The organism is Gilliamella sp. B14448G11, from assembly GCF_016101765.1.
GTDB lineage: Bacteria > Pseudomonadota > Gammaproteobacteria > Enterobacterales > Orbaceae > Gilliamella > Gilliamella apicola_N.
The window spans coordinates 1-22,274 of sequence record NZ_JACFPX010000023.1; the positions used below are offsets into that span (position 1 = coordinate 1).

The 22,274-nt window shown below is 32.8% G+C and carries 18 protein-coding genes; 1 reads left to right on the plus strand and 17 read right to left on the minus strand.

Annotation, left to right across the window (positions count from 1 at the left end):
- Positions 1–202: 202 nt before the first annotated feature.
- The 16 genes from ggt to H3S88_RS12080 all read right to left on the minus strand — a co-directional run bounded on the left by ggt (position 203) and on the right by H3S88_RS12080 (position 14,767).
- Positions 203–1,849: a gamma-glutamyltransferase gene (ggt, locus tag H3S88_RS12005; protein ID WP_370528613.1), complete on the minus strand. Its 1,647-nt coding sequence runs from the start codon at positions 1,847–1,849 to the stop codon at positions 203–205.
- A 313-nt stretch (positions 1,850–2,162) separates the two neighbouring features.
- Positions 2,163–3,512, minus strand: coding sequence for a PTS cellobiose transporter subunit IIC (gene celB, locus H3S88_RS12010; protein ID WP_086326182.1), 1,350 nt, complete (start codon positions 3,510–3,512; stop codon positions 2,163–2,165).
- Positions 3,513–3,526: 14 nt separating this feature from the next.
- A complete protein-coding gene (locus H3S88_RS12015) occupies positions 3,527–4,024 on the minus strand; it encodes a hypothetical protein (RefSeq protein WP_144091653.1) in 498 nt (165 codons plus the stop codon).
- A 14-nt stretch (positions 4,025–4,038) separates the two neighbouring features.
- Positions 4,039–4,377 carry a PTS cellobiose transporter subunit IIA gene (locus H3S88_RS12020; RefSeq protein WP_086326180.1) on the minus strand — a complete coding sequence of 113 codons (339 nt, stop codon included), beginning with the start codon at positions 4,375–4,377 and terminating at the stop codon, positions 4,039–4,041.
- A gap of 2 nt (positions 4,378–4,379) precedes the next feature.
- Complete coding sequence (locus tag H3S88_RS12025; RefSeq protein WP_198229054.1) at positions 4,380–6,389, minus strand: BglG family transcription antiterminator; 2,010 nt, start codon at positions 6,387–6,389, stop codon at positions 4,380–4,382.
- Between the two features lie 152 nt (positions 6,390–6,541).
- Positions 6,542–6,859, minus strand: a complete 318-nt coding sequence (locus H3S88_RS12030) for a PTS cellobiose transporter subunit IIB (RefSeq protein ID WP_086326178.1) — start codon at positions 6,857–6,859, stop codon at positions 6,542–6,544.
- Positions 6,860–6,883: 24 nt separating this feature from the next.
- Complete coding sequence (locus H3S88_RS12035; protein ID WP_198229053.1) at positions 6,884–8,320, minus strand: 6-phospho-beta-glucosidase; 1,437 nt, start codon at positions 8,318–8,320, stop codon at positions 6,884–6,886.
- A gap of 268 nt (positions 8,321–8,588) precedes the next feature.
- On the minus strand, positions 8,589–8,927 hold the full coding sequence (locus H3S88_RS12040) for a carboxymuconolactone decarboxylase family protein (RefSeq protein WP_198229052.1): 339 nt from the start codon (positions 8,925–8,927) through the stop codon (positions 8,589–8,591).
- Between the two features lie 33 nt (positions 8,928–8,960).
- Positions 8,961–9,365, minus strand: a complete 405-nt coding sequence (locus tag H3S88_RS12045) for an RNA polymerase sigma factor (RefSeq protein WP_198229051.1) — start codon at positions 9,363–9,365, stop codon at positions 8,961–8,963.
- Between the two features lie 317 nt (positions 9,366–9,682).
- Positions 9,683–9,967 (minus strand): YciI family protein, encoded by a 285-nt coding sequence (locus H3S88_RS12050; RefSeq protein ID WP_198229050.1) that lies wholly within the window; start codon positions 9,965–9,967, stop codon positions 9,683–9,685.
- Positions 9,968–10,099: 132 nt separating this feature from the next.
- Positions 10,100–10,327: a ChaB family protein gene (locus H3S88_RS12055; RefSeq protein WP_198229049.1), complete on the minus strand. Its 228-nt coding sequence runs from the start codon at positions 10,325–10,327 to the stop codon at positions 10,100–10,102.
- Between the two features lie 241 nt (positions 10,328–10,568).
- Positions 10,569–11,564 carry an MDR family oxidoreductase gene (locus H3S88_RS12060; RefSeq protein WP_198229048.1) on the minus strand — a complete coding sequence of 332 codons (996 nt, stop codon included), beginning with the start codon at positions 11,562–11,564 and terminating at the stop codon, positions 10,569–10,571.
- Positions 11,565–11,751: 187 nt separating this feature from the next.
- Positions 11,752–11,970, minus strand: a complete 219-nt coding sequence (locus tag H3S88_RS13605; RefSeq protein WP_198229047.1) for a TetR family transcriptional regulator C-terminal domain-containing protein — start codon at positions 11,968–11,970, stop codon at positions 11,752–11,754.
- A gap of 3 nt (positions 11,971–11,973) precedes the next feature.
- The gene (locus H3S88_RS13285; RefSeq protein WP_198229046.1) at positions 11,974–12,405 is read right to left on the minus strand and encodes a TetR/AcrR family transcriptional regulator; all 432 of its coding nucleotides are present in this window, start codon (positions 12,403–12,405) and stop codon (positions 11,974–11,976) included.
- 183 nt (positions 12,406–12,588) lie between these two features.
- Positions 12,589–13,821 carry a serine/threonine transporter SstT gene (gene sstT, locus H3S88_RS12075; RefSeq protein WP_198229045.1) on the minus strand — a complete coding sequence of 411 codons (1,233 nt, stop codon included), beginning with the start codon at positions 13,819–13,821 and terminating at the stop codon, positions 12,589–12,591.
- A 376-nt stretch (positions 13,822–14,197) separates the two neighbouring features.
- Positions 14,198–14,767 (minus strand): flavin reductase family protein, encoded by a 570-nt coding sequence (locus tag H3S88_RS12080; RefSeq protein ID WP_198229044.1) that lies wholly within the window; start codon positions 14,765–14,767, stop codon positions 14,198–14,200.
- A 635-nt stretch (positions 14,768–15,402) separates the two neighbouring features.
- Between H3S88_RS12080 and H3S88_RS12085 the strand changes: the two genes are divergently transcribed.
- Positions 15,403–16,251, plus strand: a complete 849-nt coding sequence (locus H3S88_RS12085) for an aldo/keto reductase (protein WP_198229043.1) — start codon at positions 15,403–15,405, stop codon at positions 16,249–16,251.
- Positions 16,252–16,718: 467 nt separating this feature from the next.
- Here H3S88_RS12085 and H3S88_RS12090 read toward each other — a convergent pair whose 3' ends face one another.
- A complete protein-coding gene (locus tag H3S88_RS12090; RefSeq protein ID WP_198229042.1) occupies positions 16,719–21,890 on the minus strand; it encodes an autotransporter outer membrane beta-barrel domain-containing protein in 5,172 nt (1,723 codons plus the stop codon).
- Positions 21,891–22,274: the final 384 nt, after the last annotated feature.

The window sequence follows — 22,274 nt, forward strand, 5'->3', positions numbered from 1 at the left end:
TCCGATGATTCTCCTGATAAGAATTCATTAGCTATGATAATTTTTAAATCTCGACTATATTTTGACATAAAAAGACCCCCAGTTATTGGTTGTCCAACTATTGGGGGTCACTTCAAACTGGCGGGTTTTTTATTATGTATTAGTAACAATTTTTTAATACTAGCAAATAAATTGCTATAGCAACAAGAATGTTATAAAAATTTTATTCTACAATTATTGCTTTACCTCGACCACGGATATCTGATACAGCATCAGGTTTATTATTGGTAATTTTTATAACCTGAATATCTCCACTAAAATCTTGTTGATAAAAGCTATATCCCATCTGCTCAAGTTCAGTTTTCAATTGTTTTGGTACATTATTTTGAAAACTTTCGATATAAATAACATTGCTTGGTAATAATTGATGATGATAACGCGGCGCCTGTACAGCTTGTTTTAAAGTCATATGGTTATCAAAAACATTGGTTACAACTTGAAAGATAGAGGTAAAAATCCTTGAGCCGCCCGGTGTACCAATAACCATTACCACATTATTATCTTTTATGAAGATACTGGGTGTCATCGAAGATAAAGGTCGTTTATTGGGTTCTATTGCATTTGCATCTTTACCTACAACACCAAACTGGTTAGCGACACCAGGTTTACTACTAAAATCATCCATCTCATTATTTAGTATAATACCGGTACCTTGCACAACGACAGCAGAACCAAACCAACCGTTCAGTGTATAAGTATTTGAAGCTGCATTGCCCCATTTATCCACAATTGAAAAATGGGTTGTTTGTAATTTTTCTCCATTATCTAAACCAGCTTTAACTTGTTCTGTATTGGAAATGCTTTTTGGATTAACTTGTTTAGCCCTTTGAGCCATATAATGAGTATTGATTAATTGAGCGACGGGTACGGTTACAAAATCAGGATCCCCCATATATTCTGCTCGGTCGGCAAAAACACGTTTTTCTATTTCTGCCATTAGGTGAATATACTTTGATGAATTAACTTTAACACCTTCAAAATCATTCGCTAATTCTTGTTTCATTGATAATAGTTGAATTAAACCTACACCGCCTGAGCTTGGTGGTGGCGCAGTAACAACTTGCATATCCTGCCAATTTGCAACTAAAGGATCTCGCCATTTTGCTTGATAATTGGCTAAATCACTCTCCGTAATTAAACCATCGTTTTTTGCCATTTGCTCTGCAATTAATTTAGCGGTTTCTCCTTTATAAAATCCATCACTACCTTGCATTGCAATACGTTCTAATACTTTGCCAAGTTCAGGTTGTTTAAACATCTGTCCTTCTTGCATAGAACTAAAATAGCGCTTAAAGTAACCATTGGCTGGTGCTGTTGGTTCTATTTCTTGATAACGAGTTATTAATTGCTTATTAACTCTGAATCCATCATTAGCAAAACGAATCGCTGGCGCCATAACTTCTTTCCAACTTAACCGACCAAAGCGTTGATGAACAGCCCACATGCCCGCAACAGTACCTGGAACACCTGACGCTTTATGAGAATATAAACTCAGATTGTCGATTACATTTTTTTTATCATCAAGAAACATATCTTTATCTGCTTTGCTAGGGGCAACTTCACGATAATCCATAAAATAAGGCTGTCCTTCAATCCAAAGTGTCATAAATCCCCCACCACCTATATTACCCGCTTCAGGATAAGTAACCGCTAATGTAAAAGCTGTTGCAACAGCAGCATCAACAGCATTACCTTCTTTGGATAACATCTCTTTGGCAGCGATGGCACCATAATAATCAGGAGAGGCAACCGCACCCGCTTCGAATTTAGGTTGAAGATTTTCAGCGGAAATAGCTTGCTGACTTATCATTAAAAACGCAATAAAACAGCTATACTTGATCCACCTACGTTTAAGATAGAACATTTTAAACCTCCTAAAGACAAATAATTAACATCTTCCTATAAATCAAAAAGATAAATTTTATATTGTGAATTTAATGAAAGAAGTAATAATCAATATAGCATAGAAAATCAAAGAGGCGAGTAAATAATGATCAGCACAAATAAAAGAAAGACTGTCTAAATTTGTGCTTTATTTAAATTTTAGGCTAAAACTTAGAAAAAATAAAAAGAGCATAAATAATGATATATAATTATCTACGCTCTTTTCAATTCATTGGCAATTAAGCTAATTGCTCTTGATTTGCAGCTTTAGCTTGTTCTTCTTTATATAGCTTATTGTCATAAATTTTTACAAATGGAAGATAAATTATCAATGCTAAGATTGCAGAGAGTATGGCTACAAACATAGCCCGATAATCACCACCAGTACCAATAAATGCACCTAAGCCCATTGGCGATGGCCAAGGTATCAACGCAATGATTGGATTCATAAAACCTGAACTTATAGCAAAGTAGCCTAGAGTACCGCATGCCATTGGTGCTAATAAGAATGGTAAAGCAAGATATGGGTTATATACGATTGGCATACCAAAAATGATTGGTTCATTAATATTAAAAATCGCAGGAACCGCTGAGGCACGACCTAAAATCTTTAATTGGCTTGATTTAGCACAAAAAGCAATAAAGAATGTCATAAGAAGTGTTGAGCCCGAACCACCTAAAATGACTAGTGAGTTATTAAATTCACCCGCAAACGGAATGGCTGCTCCACCAACATTTTCATTCATATTGCTTAGCATTATCGGAGTAATAAAGGCACCGATAATACTTGCGCCATGAATACCAACAACCCAAAGAGCATGGATTAAAAATAGAATCACCATAATGCCAAGCCAGCTTTTAGTTAAATTAGTTACAAAGATAAACGGAATGCCGATGATATTAAAAATGTCAGTACCAAAATAAATCAAAACACCATTTAAAATAATAACTGTAAATGCAATGATAAATGTTGGAATAAGTGCAGTAAATGAGCGTGATACTCCTAATGGAACGGTTTCAGGCATTTTAACTACCAAATTACGACGTACACACAGAAAATAAAGTTGTGTTGCTAAAATTGCCATGACAATTGCAATAAAGATTCCTGAAGTTCCTAATCGAGCAACAAAAGGGCTTAGGCGTAAGCCGTTATAGACGGTTGCACTTTGATCATTAAATAACACCATCGATCCATTTTGCATAACTAATTCTGGTAATGTCATGATGAAAGCAAAAACAGATAGCATTGCGCCATTAAGAGCATTAACTTTTAAACCAGTCTCTTCTTCCTCGATTTTAGTTAATTCATAACCGACAACAATGTTAAAATAAAGTGCTAATATTCCCATTGTTGCAGTATTAGCTATCATATAAAGATCTCTTACTCTGAAAACAGAATTATCAAAAGCTGTTTCCAATCCAGTAAAGGTCATCGGTAACGTATTAAACACTAAAAACATCGAGCCAACGATACAAAAAGGAACTGATGCCATTCCCGCCGCCATTACGGCTCGAACAATCTTAAACTGCGATATTTTTGCCATCGGAGTCATTAGATATTTTTGTAACAACACAAATCCGTTATTCATTTTGTTTTCCTCATTTAATTAATGATTTCTTGATAAGCTTGGATTCTTTTAAAATGTTTATCCTCATTACGCTCAATCTTTTTCAGTTTAAGCAGTATAAAAATAGTAAAAACTAAGCTTGCTGCCAAAATTCCTAATAATACGTTTAAAGTCTCTTGTGAATATTTTAAAAATGGAAAGAAAAAGTGAAATAATGGGGTATAAATTGAAACAATTAACGTAATGATACTTAACAACATTATCCGATAGAAAAGACTAGCATATCGTAAATGGTTTTGATGATTTCGATAAAGTCTAATCTGCTCAAAACTGGTTAAGGTAGCAAGCAAAATAAGCAATAGTGGTAATAAAATGCCAACCGATAAGCTCCCCATAAAAAAAACAGCCCAATAGAGGTTTAAAAATAGAAAAAATGCCGTGGTATAACGAACCGCTAAAAAACGATTAAAATAGAGATTAGTCAAACTCATTTTTTTATGTGTTTTAAGTTGGCTTTCTAATTGAGAATCCATAGCTGACCTCTTAATTAACTGGATAACTTGTATGTTTGTTGATATAGATGAGACATCTCAATAGCAATTTCACGAAGCGTCATTGTGGTCATCAAATGATCTTGAGCATGAACCATGATAATTTCCATTTCAATTTTAGTCCCATTAGCATAAGACTGAAGTAGCCCTGTTTGCGACTCATGGGCTTCTAAAATCTCATCATTCGCTTCATCTAAAAGCTGATTAGCTTTATCAAACTCACCCTTTCGCATCAATTCGAAAGCCGAATGGATTTTGGTTTTAGCATTACCACTGTGCAAAATAATATTGAAAGCAGTAATTTGAATATCCTCTGAGCTCATTTTGTCATTCATTGCTACGCTCCTTTTTCAATTAGTTGGATAAAAAGTGATTTAAATTGATTAAAATCTGAAATGTCTAACATCGCCTGTTGCATGGGTAAATCATCAATTAAGTTGACGATTGCTTTTGTCATCATGGCTAAGTTTGAATTTTGATAAATTGATGGTGAAATCATAAAAACAAATTTAACGTTTTGATAATTGTCATCCCAAAACAAACCATCGGGAATCACAGCAATGGCTATTTTCGCTATCTTGCCAACCGGTATAGCAGGATGTGGAACCACAATTGTTGGACTAAAGAGTATTTCGCCAATAGCCATACGTTTTTCCATTTGCTTTTTCATCTCTTGTTTGAAGTTTTTAACTTCATTAACGGATAATAGATCAACTAAATGATCTAATACGGTTTGTTTAGTTGGCTTTCGATGGCACAAATAAAAATAATCAGCAGCAATATCATCAAAAATCTGAGCAATATAATTCGAGTGATTTTGCTTCTTGTGTTCTGTTGTTATTGGTAAGGAATCTTTAGGTAATAAATTGGGCGTTTGTCTATGAGAAAGATATCGACGAATTGCTTGAACATCCTCTTCACCAAAAAATACCGATACATGAAATACGGGGACTTTAAATACTTTTGATGATAAATCGACAGATGAAATAATAAAGTCAATATCATTTATCATTTCGGGTTCAATTTCATAGTAACCACGGGTTGCAACTATTTTTACACGCTCATCAAATTCGCTCTGAACCCGATTTTTTAATAATTGTGCACTGCCTACTCCTGTTGCACAAATGATCAAAACTTTAGACTTCTGTTCGTTTTTTAACTTTTCAAGTGAAGCTAAAAAATGCAGCGCCAAATACCCCCATTCATCATCATTGACCTTATACTTATTTAAACTAGGTAATTGGCTTAAATAACGTTTAACTAACATAAAAACTTCTAAATATTGATCCTTAATTTCATCTATTAATGGATTTTCTAATTTTATATTTTGTTCTAAACGCACTAGCATAGGTTTTAGGTGTTGAATTAATCCATTTTTCAATTGTTCATCATGCCAAAAAGGGTAACCAGTCTCTTGTTGAATTTTTAGAAGTAAATTGGTTAATGACGAGCAGAGTTCATCATCAAGAACATCTTGAATTAAATTAGATTTACTCATCAAATGTAAAGTAAGATACATTTGCTCTTCTTTCGGAAAATGAAAACCAATTACAGACTCAATGCGTGCAATGATTTTATTGGCAACTTGGTATTCAAGCGTTGTACTGGTTGAAACGGGCAAATCAAGATTTTGAATAGAAAGTCCTGATTGTAAACGCTTAATGCTTAGTGATAGATGCAATACAATATTTTGAATCATTACATCAGATAATTTGATATTTGCTTCACGACACTCATCTAAAATAATGATAGTAAGAGTATCAAAGCTAATAGCTTTACATGATTGATTGAAATAAGATAAATGGTGTAAAAAATTAATCGAATCTTCATGGAAAAAGTAACTCATTATAAAATGACGTTTGGCTTTTTCTTCACCGTCGACAAAAATTAACGATCGATTTTTTTTAAGGGTTAATTCATAAGTCTGTAATTGAGATTTTATCTCAGCTATATCTTTATTTAATTGTGATGAACTAATAAATAGCTGTTCGGATAACTCTTCAACATCAATTTTTTGACTCTCTAGTAATAACAAATTAAGGATAAAATGTTTTCGCTCGCTGGCTTCACGACATTGAGATTGCTCAATATTTTTATCTAGTAAATGGTGCTCAATTAAAAATAAGTTAAACGAAGTTCTATCTAAAATTTCTAACTGGAAGCCATAGCCTTGCTTACTTACTATATTGCCACCATTGCGTTCAATTAAAGTTTTTAAGTCTTTAAGATAAGTACGTACAGTACGATCAGATAAGGATAATTCGGTAGCAAGTTCTTGACTACTTTTATATTCATTTTTAGAACGAACTAGTAAACTAATGAGTTCTCGTTGTTTATGTTTTATCATTATCTACTATACCTAAGCTATTAACTAAATCTATCCTAAATGGTTAAATTATTAAAAGATCACTTAAAAACTTGAACCATTTTTATGATGCGATCATTTAATTAAACAATCGCATCATATTTAGATCGGTAGAACTGGGATTTTCTTAATTTTTAATTAATATTATCCTCAACTAATTTAGCTAACTGCTCTATACCCGATTGAATAGGGATATAGGCTTGAAATGGAATACTGACTACTGGTTTACCTACTTCATCACCTAATGCTTTTAATTTATCAAACATCATCATGGTTTGAGGGCTAATTAAAAACAGTGCAAAATCACTATTTTTAATCATATTGCTGCCTTGTGTTGCCGATACCGCATCAAGCTCAATAGGTTTATTTTGGCTAGCAAAAAATTCAGTTACCTTTTTAGCCATAAGTGATGATGACATACCTGCAGCACAAATAATTAACGCTTTTTTCATAATCTCTCCTAATGAATTTTATCGTTATAAAGTTTCACCATTTGTCTCAATGATTTTTTTATACCAAGCAAATGAATCTTTTCGACTACGTTTTAAGGTTCCATTGCCTTTATTGTCTTTATCGACGTAGATAAAACCATAACGTTTTTCCATTTCGCCAGTGCCTGCTGAAACTAAATCAATACAGCCCCAAGGGGTATATCCCATCAAATCAACGCCATCTTCTTCAACGGCTAACTTCATTTGTTTTATATGCTCACGTAAATATTCAATTCGATAAGTATCATGAATACTTCCATCTGCTTCAACTTTGTCATAGGCACCAAAACCATTTTCAACAATGAAAAGTGGCAAACGGTAAGTATCGGTTAACCAATTTAATGTATAACGTAAGCCTTCAGGGTCAATTTGCCATCCCCAATCGGATTTTTTGACATACTGATTGCCGACTAAATCAGTTTTTTCATTATAATCAAAATGGTCATTACCCTTATTGTGTCTAACCACATTCGACATGTAATAACTAAATCCTATATAGTCAACTGTTCCTTTCGTTAACACTTCCAAATCTTGTGGGGTAATATCAAGTTTAATGTTTTTACGTTGCCAATATTTTTTTATGTAATTTGGGTATTCACCATGAACATGGACATCAGTAAAGAAATACTTACGCTCCATGACTTTTTGAGCCATTAAGATATCGCTTGGTTTGCATGTTTCTGGATAGATTGGTATTAAAGCAATCATACAACCAATCTCAAAATCAGGATTAATCGCATGACCAATTTGTACTGCTTTAGCACTTGCAACTAATTCATAATGTGCGGCTTGATACATGATTTCTTCACGATTATCGCCTGGTTTATAATAAATACCAGAGTTAGTGAAAGGGGCAAAATCTTCGTTAAAATTAGCTTGGTTATTGATTTCGTTAAAAGTCATCCAATATTTAACTTTATTCTTATAGCGATCAAAACAGACGGTAGCAAAGCGAACAAAGAAATCAATTAATTTTCGATTTCGAAAACCGCCATATTCGGTAACTAAATAATAAGGCAACTCAAAGTGCGAAAGGGTAACAACTGGCTCAATGTTATATTTCAAACACTCATCGAAAAGATCATCATAAAACTTCAGACCTTCTTCATTTGGTTCAAGCTCATCACCTTTCGGAAAAATACGAGTCCAAGCAATTGAGGTTCGAAAACATTTGAAACCCATTTCAGCAAAAAGTTTAATATCATCTTTGTAATGATGATAAAAATCGATAGCTTCATGATTAGGATAATATTCTCCTGGAATAATGCCTTCCGTGATTTTTCGATAACTTTTTGGCGATCCAACAGTCATCACATCAGCAACACTAGGACCCTTACCGCCAGCTTGCCAAGCACCTTCTAATTGATGAGCGGCAACAGCTCCTCCCCATAAAAAACCTTTTGGTAAACCTTTATTATTCATAATCAAGTACCTATATTTATTGACATTTCAACTTCAGTATAAAAGGAAAAATAATTAATTACTAACCAACTTTTTCCTTATTGATAAGGAAAAATAATAAATAAAAATATAATAAGGAAAATTTATCTTACATTAAGATAAAGAGATAAAATTGGAGAAGAAAAGATAAAAATGCCATCTAATTAGATAGTTGAATAGTAAAATTTGGCAGTTTAACTTTTTTCTTAATTACTGCCATTTTTTAAAATACGATTATAACAAATAGAATTTAACTATTATTTTGTTCAAATAGGCGCATTGCTAACAGACCGTGAGCCATGGTTGCGCCAGATCTTACCGATGCGGAAATCGAAATCAATTCAGCCAACTCATCAACGCTTGCCCCTGCTCGTTTTGCACCTTTAACATGGACATCAATACAATAAGCACATTGCGTCGTAAGCGCTATAGCTAATGCAATTAATTCACGTGTTTTTGTTGGAATAACTCCATCAGTTCGCTTAATTGTCTGCTGATCAAAATGTATAAATGCTTGGGTTTCATTGGGGGAATATTTCAATAATGAAGCAAGATATTTAAAATCACTACTTGATTGATAATTACTCATTTTACTCTCCTTTTTGTATTTGTCGTTTTTTAATTAAACCGAAAAACCAACAAGCAGAACAGCCTCGTAACAAAAGAACTGCACAAAGAATAAAAAACAGTTGTGTAACAAGTGAAAAAGGTATGTTGCAGGCAAATTATCAAGTTCAAAGTCTGAATTAATAGTTTTTGAGCGCCTAATTTTAAATAACCGATAGCATTCTCGTTCAACTATACGAAATAACCATCCTGTAAACGTTGCTACTGTTTTTAACATCCCTATTTTTCGATATAACTGCCATAATGCAATTTGAACAGTATCCTCAACATCTTCTGAGGTTGAACATGTTCTTCGAGCGAATCGTTTAATATCGGGCTGACAAATCAACAATAACTTTTCAATTGCTTGTTGATCTCCCTGACAAGCTAATTTGATTAGTTGTTCTCTGTTTTTACTCATGTTTTTTTAATCTTTATTTAATCCGTCATACTCGAATAGTAAAATTAAATGAATTTAATATCATTTTATTTATTAAATAACATACATATATAGAGGCTCAAAAAAGCAAAAAAGGTTCACAGTTTCAATTAATTTTTTTGAATGGTTATGTTTAAAGATAGGATTGATTAGATAAGCGAATATGAAAGTTTAAATTTTAGATAATTAACATTATATTTATTTTATCAAATGGATGATATAACTGTTTAATTTTTAAATTAAAGATCGATATTGATGTTCCATGTTATTAAAAATAAATTTTAAACAATCGACAATAATTAAATAAATACTTCAAACTCTTTTGCATATTTTGTAGGGATAAATTCTATCAGTTCATATTCGGCAATGTGGTGAATATAGAACGGATCTTCTTGCATGATTGACATGGCTTGTTCATGACTATCAGCACAACAAAGAATTACACCACCTTTGCGAGGTACTTTGCGACCAGAAGCAATAAAATGCCCTGCTTGATAATAGTGTTCTAGATAATCAATATGTTGTGGTAAATATTTTTCTACTTCATTAATGGGTTTAAGATAGGTAAGAGAAAAAATAAACATTTTAATTCCTTGATTTAAATATAAATTAAGCCAACCATACATGTTGGCTTAGATTTTATACTATCTTTTTATTGATTATTAATCAATAGTATTAATAAATGTTAAAACAAAGAATATTTATCATTTAGGTGATTATTTAGCAACCCATTTGCCATTTTCATCTTTATGATAAAGCTTCTCAACCGCCGACCAAGCAACTCGAAACGCAATTTGTTCAGGCGAACTATTGTCTCGTCGTTTTTTAGGATCTTGATACTCTTTTATTGCATTATTAAAAGCTTCTTTAAAAATATCTTGAGCATGGGCAGGTAGAACATGTCGAACCGATTCAGGTAGATCATCTCGTGTTTGATAAGGCATATCACATTTCCCCTCTTTAAATTACTCACTAAATATTGATAATTTTAAACGGTCATTGCGAACTTTACTTTCAAAACAGCTTACTTAGATTGAATTTATTCTGATTTCACAGGAAATACAAGGATAATTACTGAATTAATCCTTTTTGTTTACATTTAAATCGGCTGTTTACTTAACTTGAATGAGCGGTGAATATTTTACACCGCTAAATCATAAGAAATTTATATAGTTAATTTTTTCGTTAATGATTAACATCAACCACAAAACGCCCTTTAATTTGTCCAGCTATCATTTTATTAGCTATGTCAGGGCATTCATTTAAGGTAACTGTTTGGCCTATATGAGAAAATAGTTTTTCATCAAAATGTTGTGCTATTAATTGCCATGCAGCAACCCGTTTACCATAGCTCGCCATCACACTATCAACACCTGCTAATGTCACGCCACGTAAAATAAAAGGTGCAACCGTTGCCGGTAAATCCATACCTTGAGCAAGACCACAACAAGTGACAATACCACCATATTGAGTTTGTGCACAAATGTTTGCTAATGTATACGAACCAACCACATCAATTGCTGCTGACCATTGTTCTTTTTGTAATGGTCGATTAGGCTCTTTTAATGATTGGTTATCAATAATCTCGACCGCACCCAGTTTATGTAAATAATCTTCATCATTCATTTTACTGGTTGAGGCGGTGACCTGATAACCTAATTTACTCAATAATGCGATAGCAACTGAACCAACGCCACCTGTGGCGCCTGTAACTAAAATTTTGCCATCTTCTGGTTTAACGCCAAAATCAACAATACGCAAAACACATAAAGCAGCCGTATACCCTGCGGTACCAATAATCATTGATTGATAAGGAGTAAGATTGCTTGGTAAAGGAATTAGCCAATCTGATTGCAAATAGGCATATTGAGCAAGGCATCCCCAATGTTTTTCACCGCACCCCCAACCATTTAAAATAATCAAATCATCTGGTTGATAACGACCACTTTGACATTCAATTACCGTCCCTACACCATCAATACCTGGAACCATTGGCCATTGTCTAACAATAGGACTTTTATTGGTCAATGCTAATGCATCTTTATAATTAATACTTGAATATTGTATTTTTACTAAGGTGTCGCCTTGTTGTTGAAGTAGTTGTTGTTTAGTTATGGTTTTCAATGAATGGGAAAACCCAGTAACTTCATTTTTCTCTAAAATAATGGCATTGAATGACATATATATTCCTTATTGCGTAATGGATAATAAATCTATAGATAATTGATTAACTGAATTAATTGACACGCCAGTTAGATAATTTAATTACATTAATAGACAATTGGTCTAAAAATTATAGACTGGTCGTCTAGTTAAAAACAATAAATTATATTTGGATAAGGTTTAACAAACATAAAGTTAGAATAAATTAGGATATTACATTATATTTAATTGTCATATTAATAAAAACAGTTATAAATGTATCTAACGGTTCTGATTTTTTTAGCAATTTGCTACGTGTTACCGCACCTTCCCAACCTAACCAAAAAAATTCAGATAATAATTTACAATTAATTTTTGCGTTAATTTCACCTGATTTTCTTGCCAATTCAAGGCATTTTTCTATTTTAACTTGCCAACTTTGCAAAACCTATTCAAGCAGTTGCGCATAACCTTGAGGTAAGAGTGATTCTTCTTGAATTAATTCGCCAATTAAGCATCCACGATCATAATCATACTTCGCCATACCTTGCTTTGCATCTTCGTAAAAAGCTTTAATTCGAGCAATTGGTGATTTAATCGACGAATTATTTAAATGCTTATCTAATTTATGAGCAAAAAAACTATCATAACTCGCTATGATTGCTTTTCCAAAGTCTTCCTTACTTTTGAAGTAATAATAAAAGGAACCTTTGGGCACGCCTACCTGCTTTAAAATATTTTCAATATTTGATGAAATGTACCCATATGTGGTCATCAATTCTACTCCACTACGAATCAATGCAGATCTTGTCTCATGACCTTTTTTTGTATTACCTTTTTTGGGAAATGTCGAAGCAGAAATAGTTTGATTAGATGGCATAAGATTCTAATATTTTGCGTGAATATAATTGATCGAATTTTGAATTATGATAAATAGTCATATCAATAAATGCAATAATTTGCCTGATGACTATATCTATTGGTTAATAAAAAAAGCCTGATAAATTTTTTTATCAGGCTGTTGAGATAAGTATAAGCTAGCGATTATCTACATATTTTAAAACTATTTTGTCTTATTACGTTGAACTTTTTCTGATACTGCGCCGATAAATACGACATCACTAGATGAATTAAGCGCAGTTTCAACGGAATCTTGAATTACACCAATAGCAATCCCGATACCAATGACTTTTGCTGAAATTTCGTTAGGTATACCAAACATACTACAAGCAACAGGAATAAGCAGTAAAGACCCGCCTGCAATACCTGATGCACCACATGCACATACGCTCGTCACAATACAAAGTAATAACGCAGAAAAAATATCCACTTCTATATGCAAAGAATTAACGGTCGCTAAAGTTAAAATAGTGATAGTGATTGCCGCACCTGACATATTAATAGCCGCACCTAATGGTACTGCTACAGAATAGGTATCTTCATCCATTTTTAATCTTTTGCAAATTTCGATATTAACCGGAATATTTGCTGCGGAACTACGAGTAAAGAATGCTGGGATGGCACTATCTTTTAATGAAGTCAAAACGAGTGGAAATGGATTTTTACGCATAACAATATACGCTAATAATGGATTAATAATTAATGCCACAATTAACATACAAGATACTAATAAGACTAATAGATGGGCATATTTAAGTAACTCCCCAAAACCTGTTTCTGCAAGAGTTGAAGCAACTAAACCAAATACGCCTAATGGTGCAAAGCGAATAATAATTCTTACAATGAATGAAATTGCTAAAGACAGATCGTTCATCATTGTTTTGGTCGTTTCACTTGAGTGCCTTAACGCAATCCCAATACCAACGCCCCAAATGATAAGACCAATATAGTTAGCATTAACCAACGCATTTACTGGATTGTCGATCATTTTGTTAAACAACGTTTTTAATACTTCAACAATACTACCTGGAGGGGTTAATTTGCTTTGGTCAGCGGCATCTCCTAATGAAATAACAGAAGGAAAGATAAAACTAGCAACCGTTGCTAATAATGCGGCCAACATCATTCCAGAAAAATAAAGCGTAAGAAGTTCACCCATATTAGCGCGTTTACCATGTTGGTGATTGGATATTGAAGCAATAACTAAAATAAGAACCAAAATAGGAGCGACGGATTTTAAGGCATTAATAAAAAGTGCTCCAATAAATGACATATCTAATGCAAGATCTTTCGAAATAGCGGCTAATGCAATACCTAGAATTAATCCTAATATAATTTGCGGTATCAGCCCTACTTTAAAATAAATACGAACCAATCTATTAGTTGAATGAGGCATAGTATTTCCCTATATAATAATGTAACGGCAAAACATTAACATAATTGAACAGTAAAACTATAAAAAAATTATTATGATAACTATTTTTTATATCACATTATTCAATTATTAAGATTTGTTATTCCTTTTTATATACAAGGATATTAAAAATGATTGGCGAGAGATCATGATTTTATAAAAATTTAAAAAGTAAAAAATACCAGCAAATCATTGTTTTTACCAATAATTAGATAGTAACGTTTAAAAATTTTGGACGATTTCCATGTTAAGTAATATTTTAAATATATTCGATTAATGGACAACTTATCTTTATACATCATAATTTTAAAGATATTATTAATTATTAATTGTGTAATTAATTTAGAAAATATCTAGGCTAATCCTTAACAACAACTCCTTTACCTGTGATATAAAACTGATTACCCGCTATATAATGCAACGTCTTCATTTCATCACTTATCTCATCAAACTTCCAATGACCATTTTCGTAAATACGATTATCAGCCCATGCACCGATAACTTCACCAATTAATAGATCATAATTTTGCTGGTTATATTCTTCAGGGATCAGACGACAGATCAACCAAGCAGCACAGCCTTTTACAAGAGGAACATCAAAACCTTCTTGATAGAATAACTCGATGTGGTTATCGGCTAATTTGTTTGGATTATCGAAATAACTTTGTGTACCAAGGCCTATAACTTGTTCAGCTTGTTTGGCAATAGGAATTTGTATTGCAAATTTCTGGCTCTTTTCGATAAGTTGCCGTGTGAATGACTTTTTGTCTAGTACTGCTGTCAATTTTGCAGGAAACATATCTAATGCACAGACCCATGATGCTGACATAACATTTTCAGTATTATCATTTTTTGCTGAAACCATTACCGTTGGTCCATGATTCAGTAAGCGATATGATTTATCAAGAGGTACAGCACGAATCGTCATTTTATTCTCCTTTATTAATATGTTAGTCAACTCTTTTAGATTTTTTCTAAAAAGTACCGAAATTCATCAATTGTAATCTGATAAAATTATTATATAAATCGAAATGATTTATACTTTCAATCATAACTGATTCTTTGTATTTAATAACGACGTTATAAACATTTTCAAAATCGCTTAAAACATCAATATTTATACAATAACATATGTATCATCTAACCGAATCCTCAATGTTTTACTTTTAATACCAAAAAATAATCATATATAAATAACGCAACTTCTAATATACGATAAATTAAAATTGCAATAGTATTGTTCAGTAAATTATCTTGTAACTAAAACAGATAAAAAAGCAAATCAATCTATCAAACCTTAATGAATTAAAAAAATTTACAGTTATCAATGAATGTATTGGAATTTATTCTAACTAAATTAATCCTAATAAAACTATTTGATGACGTTTAATAATTAAACTAAAACTCAAACGATAGAGGATTGTTAGTAAAGTTGTTGGCATACAAAACTTTATCTTAACTGATTAATATTTTTAGCTTTACTAAATAATATAATTGATAAATAATCATAAAAATATAATAACACTTGGTATTTTCAGTTAATTTTTTGTAGAGGTGATCATTATGAGAAAGATAAAATTAAATAATGGGATCGAGATGCCAACTTTAGGATTTGGTGTTTATCAAATTGATGAAAAGCATTGTGAACAAGCAGTATTAGATGCAATTGATGTTGGTTATCGCCTGATTGATACAGCAACCGCTTATCAAAATGAACGCCAAGTGGGAAATGCGATTAAAATTAGTGGGATTGACCGAAAAGATCTATTTATTACCACCAAACTTTGGTTAAACCGAGCTAGTTATGAAGGTGCTAAAATCCAATTTGAACAATCATTAAATTTATTACAAGTGGATTATATTGATTTATATTTAATCCACCAACCTTTTGGTGATATTTATGGTGCTTGGCATGCAATGGAAGAGCTCTACGAGCAAGGAAAAATTAAAGCCATTGGTGTCAGTAATTTTCAGCCAGATCGTTTAGCTGACTTAATGGCTTTTAATAAAATAAAACCTGCTGTAAATCAAATAGAAGTTAATCCATTTAATCAACAATTACAAGCAGCACCTTGGATGCAAAGTAAAACGATTCAGCCTGAAGCATGGGCACCCTTTGCAGAAGGAAAAAATGATATTTTCAATCATCCTGTTTTAACCACCATTGGTAATAAGTATAATAAATCAGTTGGTCAAGTTATTTTACGCTGGTTAATACAACGCCAAATTGTCTGTTTAGCAAAATCAGTGAGAAAAGAACGTATGACCGAAAATTTTAATATATTTGATTTTAAACTTTCAAATCAAGATATGATCGATATTACCGCAATTGATACTGCGACCAGTGCATTTTTCTCACATCGAGATCCAGCAGTTGTAGAGTGGCTGACTAAACGTCGGCCTAATATTTAATTTTGAAATCGTAATATAGATTTAATACTAATAAACATCATGGTCGCCTCCAACAAAGGGGGCTTTTAACCCATTAAAAAGTATGAGTTAATTTTATCTATGTCCGATGATAGTAAAGATTTAGTGCAACAAGTTGATTGCATTCTAAACAAGCCCTATAACAATTTATCTTTAAGATTAAAATATAAAAACTGTAATATCACTTATTAATCCAGCTGTGTAACGTTGATATCGATAATAATACGTTCAGATATGGTTATTCTGAATCAAGTTGTTTGAATAAAGTTTTTAGAAAATATTTCCGATGATTCTCCTGATAAGAATTCATTAGCTATGATAATTTTTAAATCTCGACTATATTTTGACATAAAAAGACCCCCTGTAATTGGTTGTCCAACTATTGGGGGTCACTTAAATTCGCTATGTCATACCGGTTTTTTATGCCTTAGTGAAAGTTTATTTAACTATTACCAATTAGCCCGAATACCAACAGATGCGCTAAACGGTGCTTTGACTCTTGCATCCCCACCATTTGTCCATGTATGGCCGATTTCTGTATAAGCGCTGAATTGATTATTAATTTCAAAACTGCCACCTATTGCCATTTCCGAACTTAAATATTTAGCACCATTACTAAATTCCGTAGCAGCATTTTTACTAGCAAAGGTTATATGATCAGCACCACTTGGTGAATAGAACAGGTTAACACGAGCATAAGGACGTAATAATGTATCATCCATTTTGAAATTACCTTCAAAACGAGCACCAATTCTGAACAACACAGCATTATTATTACTATGTTTTACTTTGGTATTACCACTAATATGACTATCATGCATATCAAGCCATTGATGTATAATTTGGGCTTGTGGTTCAAACTTCCAGCCATTAGCCGATAAGATAAATGGTTTACCTGTTTCAATTGATGCACTTAAGCCATAGCTTTTTTGTTTGCTGTTTTTATTACCATCAGGTTTTACATTGACACGATGACGAGCCCCTTGTAAAACAATATCAAGATAAGTACCATTGTCTTGCATATAAGTACTATAAGCACCTAAGAAGTAGGAATTTATACCATTTTTACCCATTTGTCCATTTCGACCACTAGCAAATCCATTAACCGTCATATTACCATACAAATAGCCAAAATAAGCGCCCAGTCGCCAATTGTCTTCTTGCCAAAAATCACTTCCCAATTGAAAACCAGTATAGTTTCCTTTGCTTTGAGGATTAGTAATGCCATTTTGTTTTACATCAATACGTTTAGTTATAATTCTACCCCAACTTATTGGTGAATCTAACAACGGCATATTACCAATACGTTGATGTAAATTACTTTGCATAATATTTTCTGCTAAGCGAAGTTGTTCTGCGATTGCTCCAAACAAAGGAACTTCTTTACGATAAGTTTTTACACCTGCAGGTTTAACAGGTTTTCCTGTATCCGGATCAATACTTGGATCGATTGGATGTGTTGGATTGGTTGGGTTTGTTGGGTTTGTTGGATTCATTGGGTCTGTCGGATTGATTGGATCCGTTGGGTCTGTCGGATTGATTGGATCCGTTGGGTTTGTTGGATTGGTTGGATTCATTGGGTCTGTCGGATTGATTGGATCCGTTGGGTCTGTTGGATTGGTTGGATTGGTTGGATTGGTTGGATCCGTTGGGTCTGTTGGATTAGTTGGATCCGTTGGGTCTGTTGGATTGGTTGGATTGGTTGGATTGGTTGGATCATTAGGTAAATAGGAGCGTAAATACCAGTTATTATTTTGGTTGTTAAGATCACCTTTATGCAAATAATATTCATATGCGCCAACATCTAAATGATCTTCAGGGATTTTAAATGCATCATGAGTACTTACCCCATCGACATGGACTAATTCAATGCCATTAGTATTACTCGTATCAGCACCTAACCCATTAATATTATTAATTTGTATAAATGTGTTTCCTGAAACATTACCGTTTACTAATAATCGATCTGTTGGACTATCACTATTTTGAACGACGGTATCAAGCACTAATTTCCCGTTATCTCCAACATAATCGCCAGCAATAATCAAACTATCTCCTGCATAGGAATTACCAAGTGTAATAGTCCCTCCATTATGAACACTTCCACTAATTTGTGATTGATGTAAAGTGGATTGAAGATCAACAATTGCACCTGATTCAAGAGTTAATTGATCTGTATTTAAATCCCCTGTTAATGTCAATTTACCAATCGGACTGAGATTAATATTTTCCCATCCAACGATTGATACATTTCCAGTCGAACCGCTTGAAGTTGATGAGCCGATAAGATGAACATTAAGGTTAAGGGTATCATCGTCAGACGATCCACCTACGCGCGTAAATTTATTACCACCATCTATTGCAGTTAGTTGTGATATATCTGCTCCTTCATTAATAAACAATGTATCATTACCTTCTCCAAGTCTAATTTGTCCACTAATTTTAGAACCATCATTTAGAGAAATAATTGAATTTGTGGTTTCGTTTTTTATTGCAATGTCACTAGCCGATGAGACATCTGCACCCTGATTTAAATTTATATGGGTTTCTAACCCTTCTTTACCTGTGGTATAAATACCTGCTCCTGATTGTCCTTCTACTTTGCCATAAATGTTAATCTCTGTAATACCTGTACCACTATTGGTAGCCTCAATACCATTATCAAAACCATTGATGATACCACCTGTTTGGTTTATTAATAAATCTGAGGCAGTATCGCTATTAAAAGCTAATATTGCTGAACCGTTATTAGCAGTGATCTTACCTTCACTAACAATACGTGTAATACCATTTCCATGATTAGTGAAATTAATCCCATTTTTAGCACCTTGGATCTCACTATCAGATTCTTGTCTAAATGTTAAATTATTCGAATTAGAATAATTAGTTGCAATAATGGCATCTAAGTCTAGACTAACTATTTTGCCTGCAACTTTAAGACCTGTTGAACCTTGTCCATGATTAGCAAGATCAACACTATTAAGTTTACCAATTATTTCACTGTTTTGTGTCTGTCCAAATAATAGGTTATTGGTTGAGGATTGGCTTACAGCTGAAATAGCATTACTATTGTTACCAATAACTTTTCCGGCTATACTGATAACGGTTGATCTTTGACCATTATTAACAATATTAATACCATTCTTATTACCAATAATTTCACCACCAGATTGAATTATGTTTAGATCTTTAGAATTAGTATTATTTGTTGCAAATATTCCGTCTTCTTGATCACTTATGACTTTACCTAAAGTAGTAATAGATGTTAAACCTTGTCCATTATTTTCAATTGTCATGCCATTGTGTTTACCGTTAATTTCACCTTCTAATTGGCTAACTTTAAGATCAGTAGTATTGTTGTTATTAAACGCATAAATACCATCATTAAGTTTTCCGATAACCATTCCGGATGTATTTATTGATGTGGCACCTTTACCATTGTTAAACATATTAATACCATTTTGTAAACCTTGAATATTACCGGCTAACTGAGAAACAATTATATCTTGGGTATTTTGTTCATTAACAGCGGTCATACCATTGTTTTGTGTTCCTATAACATCATTAGAAGTTGTTATTGATGTAGTACCGTTTCCTTTATTGTTAACATTAATGCCATTTAAATTACCTTTTATACTGCCCGCAGTTTGCATTACGTTGACATCTTGACTGTGAGTATCATTATTAACCAGTATTCCATCATATTCGCTACCCTCTACTTGTCCTGCAGTGTTAATGAAAGTTGAACCAGTTCCTAAATTATTAAAATTAATACCATTTTTTTTCCCTAAAATAGAACCAGATGATTGTTTGGCTGTTAAATTTTTAGTGTTCGTTTGAGTTATGGCATATATTCCATTTTCTTGATCACCTATCACTTGTCCAGAGGTTGCGATTGTTGTTGTACCTGTTCCTTTATGTTCTACATTAATACCATCAAGCTTACCATGAATATTACCTAGTGGTTGCCGAATATTAAGGTCTTTAGTATTTGTTTCATTAACAGCGCTAATGCCGTAATTATTGTCACCGATTACATCGCCAGATGCGCTAACAATCGTCGAGCCACTACCTTTGTTATTAATATTTATTCCATTTGATTGGCCATGAATATTGCCTGCAGATTGATTAATTGTTAGTTCATGAGTATTCACTTCGTTAACAGCAAATATCCCATCATTTTGATGACCGGTTACTTCACCATTAGTCGTAATTAAAGTCGAGCCGTTTCCTTGGTTGGTCATATTAATGCCGTTTAGTTCACCTTTTATACTACCAGTAGATTGACTAACGTTTAAATCGTTAGTGTTTACACCTCCAATACCAAATATACCATCTTTTTGTTGACCTTCGACATTACCATAACTGTTAATAGATGTTAAACCATTACCATTATTGACAATATTGATACCATATTGTTTGCCTGTAATATCGCCTTTTAATTGGTTGAAAGTTAGTTTTCTAGTATTGGCTTGATTGACAATAGCCACACCATCTTGCTGATTAGCTGTAATCGTTCCTGAAGTGGTTACAATAGTTGCCCCATTACCGCCGTTGGTAGCATTGATTCCGTTTAATTCTCCACTAATTGAACCGGAAGATTGGGTAACCGATAAATCATGAGTATTACTATTATTATTTACAAATATTCCATCATTATTTTGCCCAGTAATCTTGGCTGTAGTTGTGATTGTAGTCGAACCATTACCCAAATTATTAGCTTTTATTCCGTTTAAATGACCACTAATTGAACCACTGTTTTGTTCAATAGCCATATTACCAGCATTTTGTTCATTGACAGCATTAATTCCTTCATTATCATCACCAATAACTTCACCTGCGGTTGTGATATGTGTAGTCTCTTTACCTCTATTGTCGGCATTAATACCATTTTTTTTACCATGGATGCTCCCTGCTGATTGGATTACTTTAATACCTTTTGTATCACCGTCATTCACCACAACAATACCATCACTTTCGTCACCTACAACGGAATCTGAAGTTGTTATTGTTGTTGTTCCGTGACCATTATTAGCAACATTAATTCCATTCAAATTACCGTGAATGTCGGCGCCTACGGTCTCTATAATGTTTAAGTCTTGAGTATTAGTTGAGTTTGAAGCATGTATCCCATCATTTTGTTTACCAGTGACATCACCATTAATTGATATATTTGTTGATCCAGTACCATTATGATTAATATTAACACCATTTGTTCCACCAATGATATTACCGGCAGGTTGGTTTATAACTAAGTTATCAACATCAGAGTTACTTGTATAGGTATAACCATCGTCATTAGATTCGAGATGGTGTGGAAGAGATATTTCAACTGAACCGTTAAGATTTGCAGTGCTCAACAGATGATTTAGATAATCACTACGTTGTAAACTTAATAAATTTTGATTTGCATATTGGCTAGTAATTTTTGTCTCGCAACTATTATTTTTAAGAGATGTTTCGATACATTGAGCATAACTAACAGGTACCATTGCTGCGGTTAAAGTTGCTACAGATAACAAATTAACCAAAAATAATCGCCCTTTTGATTGCGCTTTTTCTGATGTAACAATGAAAGCTTTACGTCTAGCATTCCAAACTAACTTGTATACTTTATTCATTATTTCCTCCCATTCAAATCCACAATTAATTTATGCTGGATTTAACCAGTTTTTATTTGAAAACTTGTACTGAATGAAACTCACTAATTTAGATCAATGTGTGATTAATTAATAAATCGATAAATTAGTGTATTAACGAACAACTATTAGTAGATATAAAACTTGGAAAAGGTTTAAGGGTTCTTTAATTTTTGACAAAATTTAAGTTTATAAAGGCGTAAAAAACTTGTGGATACGTTTATCAAATTACAAATCAATTACTTTACCTCCTAGCAATGAGCTGAAAATGTATATCAATTTGAAAAATTTTAAAATTATTTAAGTGATTATTAATTTTAAACTAAAAAAATACGCGAAATAAGTTAATTTGTTTTATTAAGTTAA

What these genes read in the sequence shown, in the direction of transcription:
- ggt (WP_370528613.1), bottom strand. Translation starts at nt 1,849, where the DNA reads ATGATAAGTCAGCAAGCTATTTCCGCTGAAAATCTTCAACCTAAATTC.
- celB (WP_086326182.1), bottom strand. Translation starts at nt 3,512, where the DNA reads ATGAATAACGGATTTGTGTTGTTACAAAAATATCTAATGACTCCGATG.
- H3S88_RS12015 (WP_144091653.1), bottom strand. Translation starts at nt 4,024, where the DNA reads ATGGATTCTCAATTAGAAAGCCAACTTAAAACACATAAAAAAATGAGT.
- H3S88_RS12020 (WP_086326180.1), bottom strand. Translation starts at nt 4,377, where the DNA reads ATGAATGACAAAATGAGCTCAGAGGATATTCAAATTACTGCTTTCAAT.
- H3S88_RS12025 (WP_198229054.1), bottom strand. Translation starts at nt 6,389, where the DNA reads ATGATAAAACATAAACAACGAGAACTCATTAGTTTACTAGTTCGTTCT.
- H3S88_RS12030 (WP_086326178.1), bottom strand. Translation starts at nt 6,859, where the DNA reads ATGAAAAAAGCGTTAATTATTTGTGCTGCAGGTATGTCATCATCACTT.
- H3S88_RS12035 (WP_198229053.1), bottom strand. Translation starts at nt 8,320, where the DNA reads ATGAATAATAAAGGTTTACCAAAAGGTTTTTTATGGGGAGGAGCTGTT.
- H3S88_RS12040 (WP_198229052.1), bottom strand. Translation starts at nt 8,927, where the DNA reads ATGAGTAATTATCAATCAAGTAGTGATTTTAAATATCTTGCTTCATTA.
- H3S88_RS12045 (WP_198229051.1), bottom strand. Translation starts at nt 9,365, where the DNA reads ATGAGTAAAAACAGAGAACAACTAATCAAATTAGCTTGTCAGGGAGAT.
- H3S88_RS12050 (WP_198229050.1), bottom strand. Translation starts at nt 9,967, where the DNA reads ATGTTTATTTTTTCTCTTACCTATCTTAAACCCATTAATGAAGTAGAA.
- H3S88_RS12055 (WP_198229049.1), bottom strand. Translation starts at nt 10,327, where the DNA reads ATGCCTTATCAAACACGAGATGATCTACCTGAATCGGTTCGACATGTT.
- H3S88_RS12060 (WP_198229048.1), bottom strand. Translation starts at nt 11,564, where the DNA reads ATGTCATTCAATGCCATTATTTTAGAGAAAAATGAAGTTACTGGGTTT.
- H3S88_RS13285 (WP_198229046.1), bottom strand. Translation starts at nt 12,405, where the DNA reads ATGCCATCTAATCAAACTATTTCTGCTTCGACATTTCCCAAAAAAGGT.
- sstT (WP_198229045.1), bottom strand. Translation starts at nt 13,821, where the DNA reads ATGCCTCATTCAACTAATAGATTGGTTCGTATTTATTTTAAAGTAGGG.
- H3S88_RS12080 (WP_198229044.1), bottom strand. Translation starts at nt 14,767, where the DNA reads ATGACGATTCGTGCTGTACCTCTTGATAAATCATATCGCTTACTGAAT.
- H3S88_RS12085 (WP_198229043.1), top strand. Translation starts at nt 15,403, where the DNA reads ATGAGAAAGATAAAATTAAATAATGGGATCGAGATGCCAACTTTAGGA.
- H3S88_RS12090 (WP_198229042.1), bottom strand. Translation starts at nt 21,890, where the DNA reads ATGAATAAAGTATACAAGTTAGTTTGGAATGCTAGACGTAAAGCTTTC.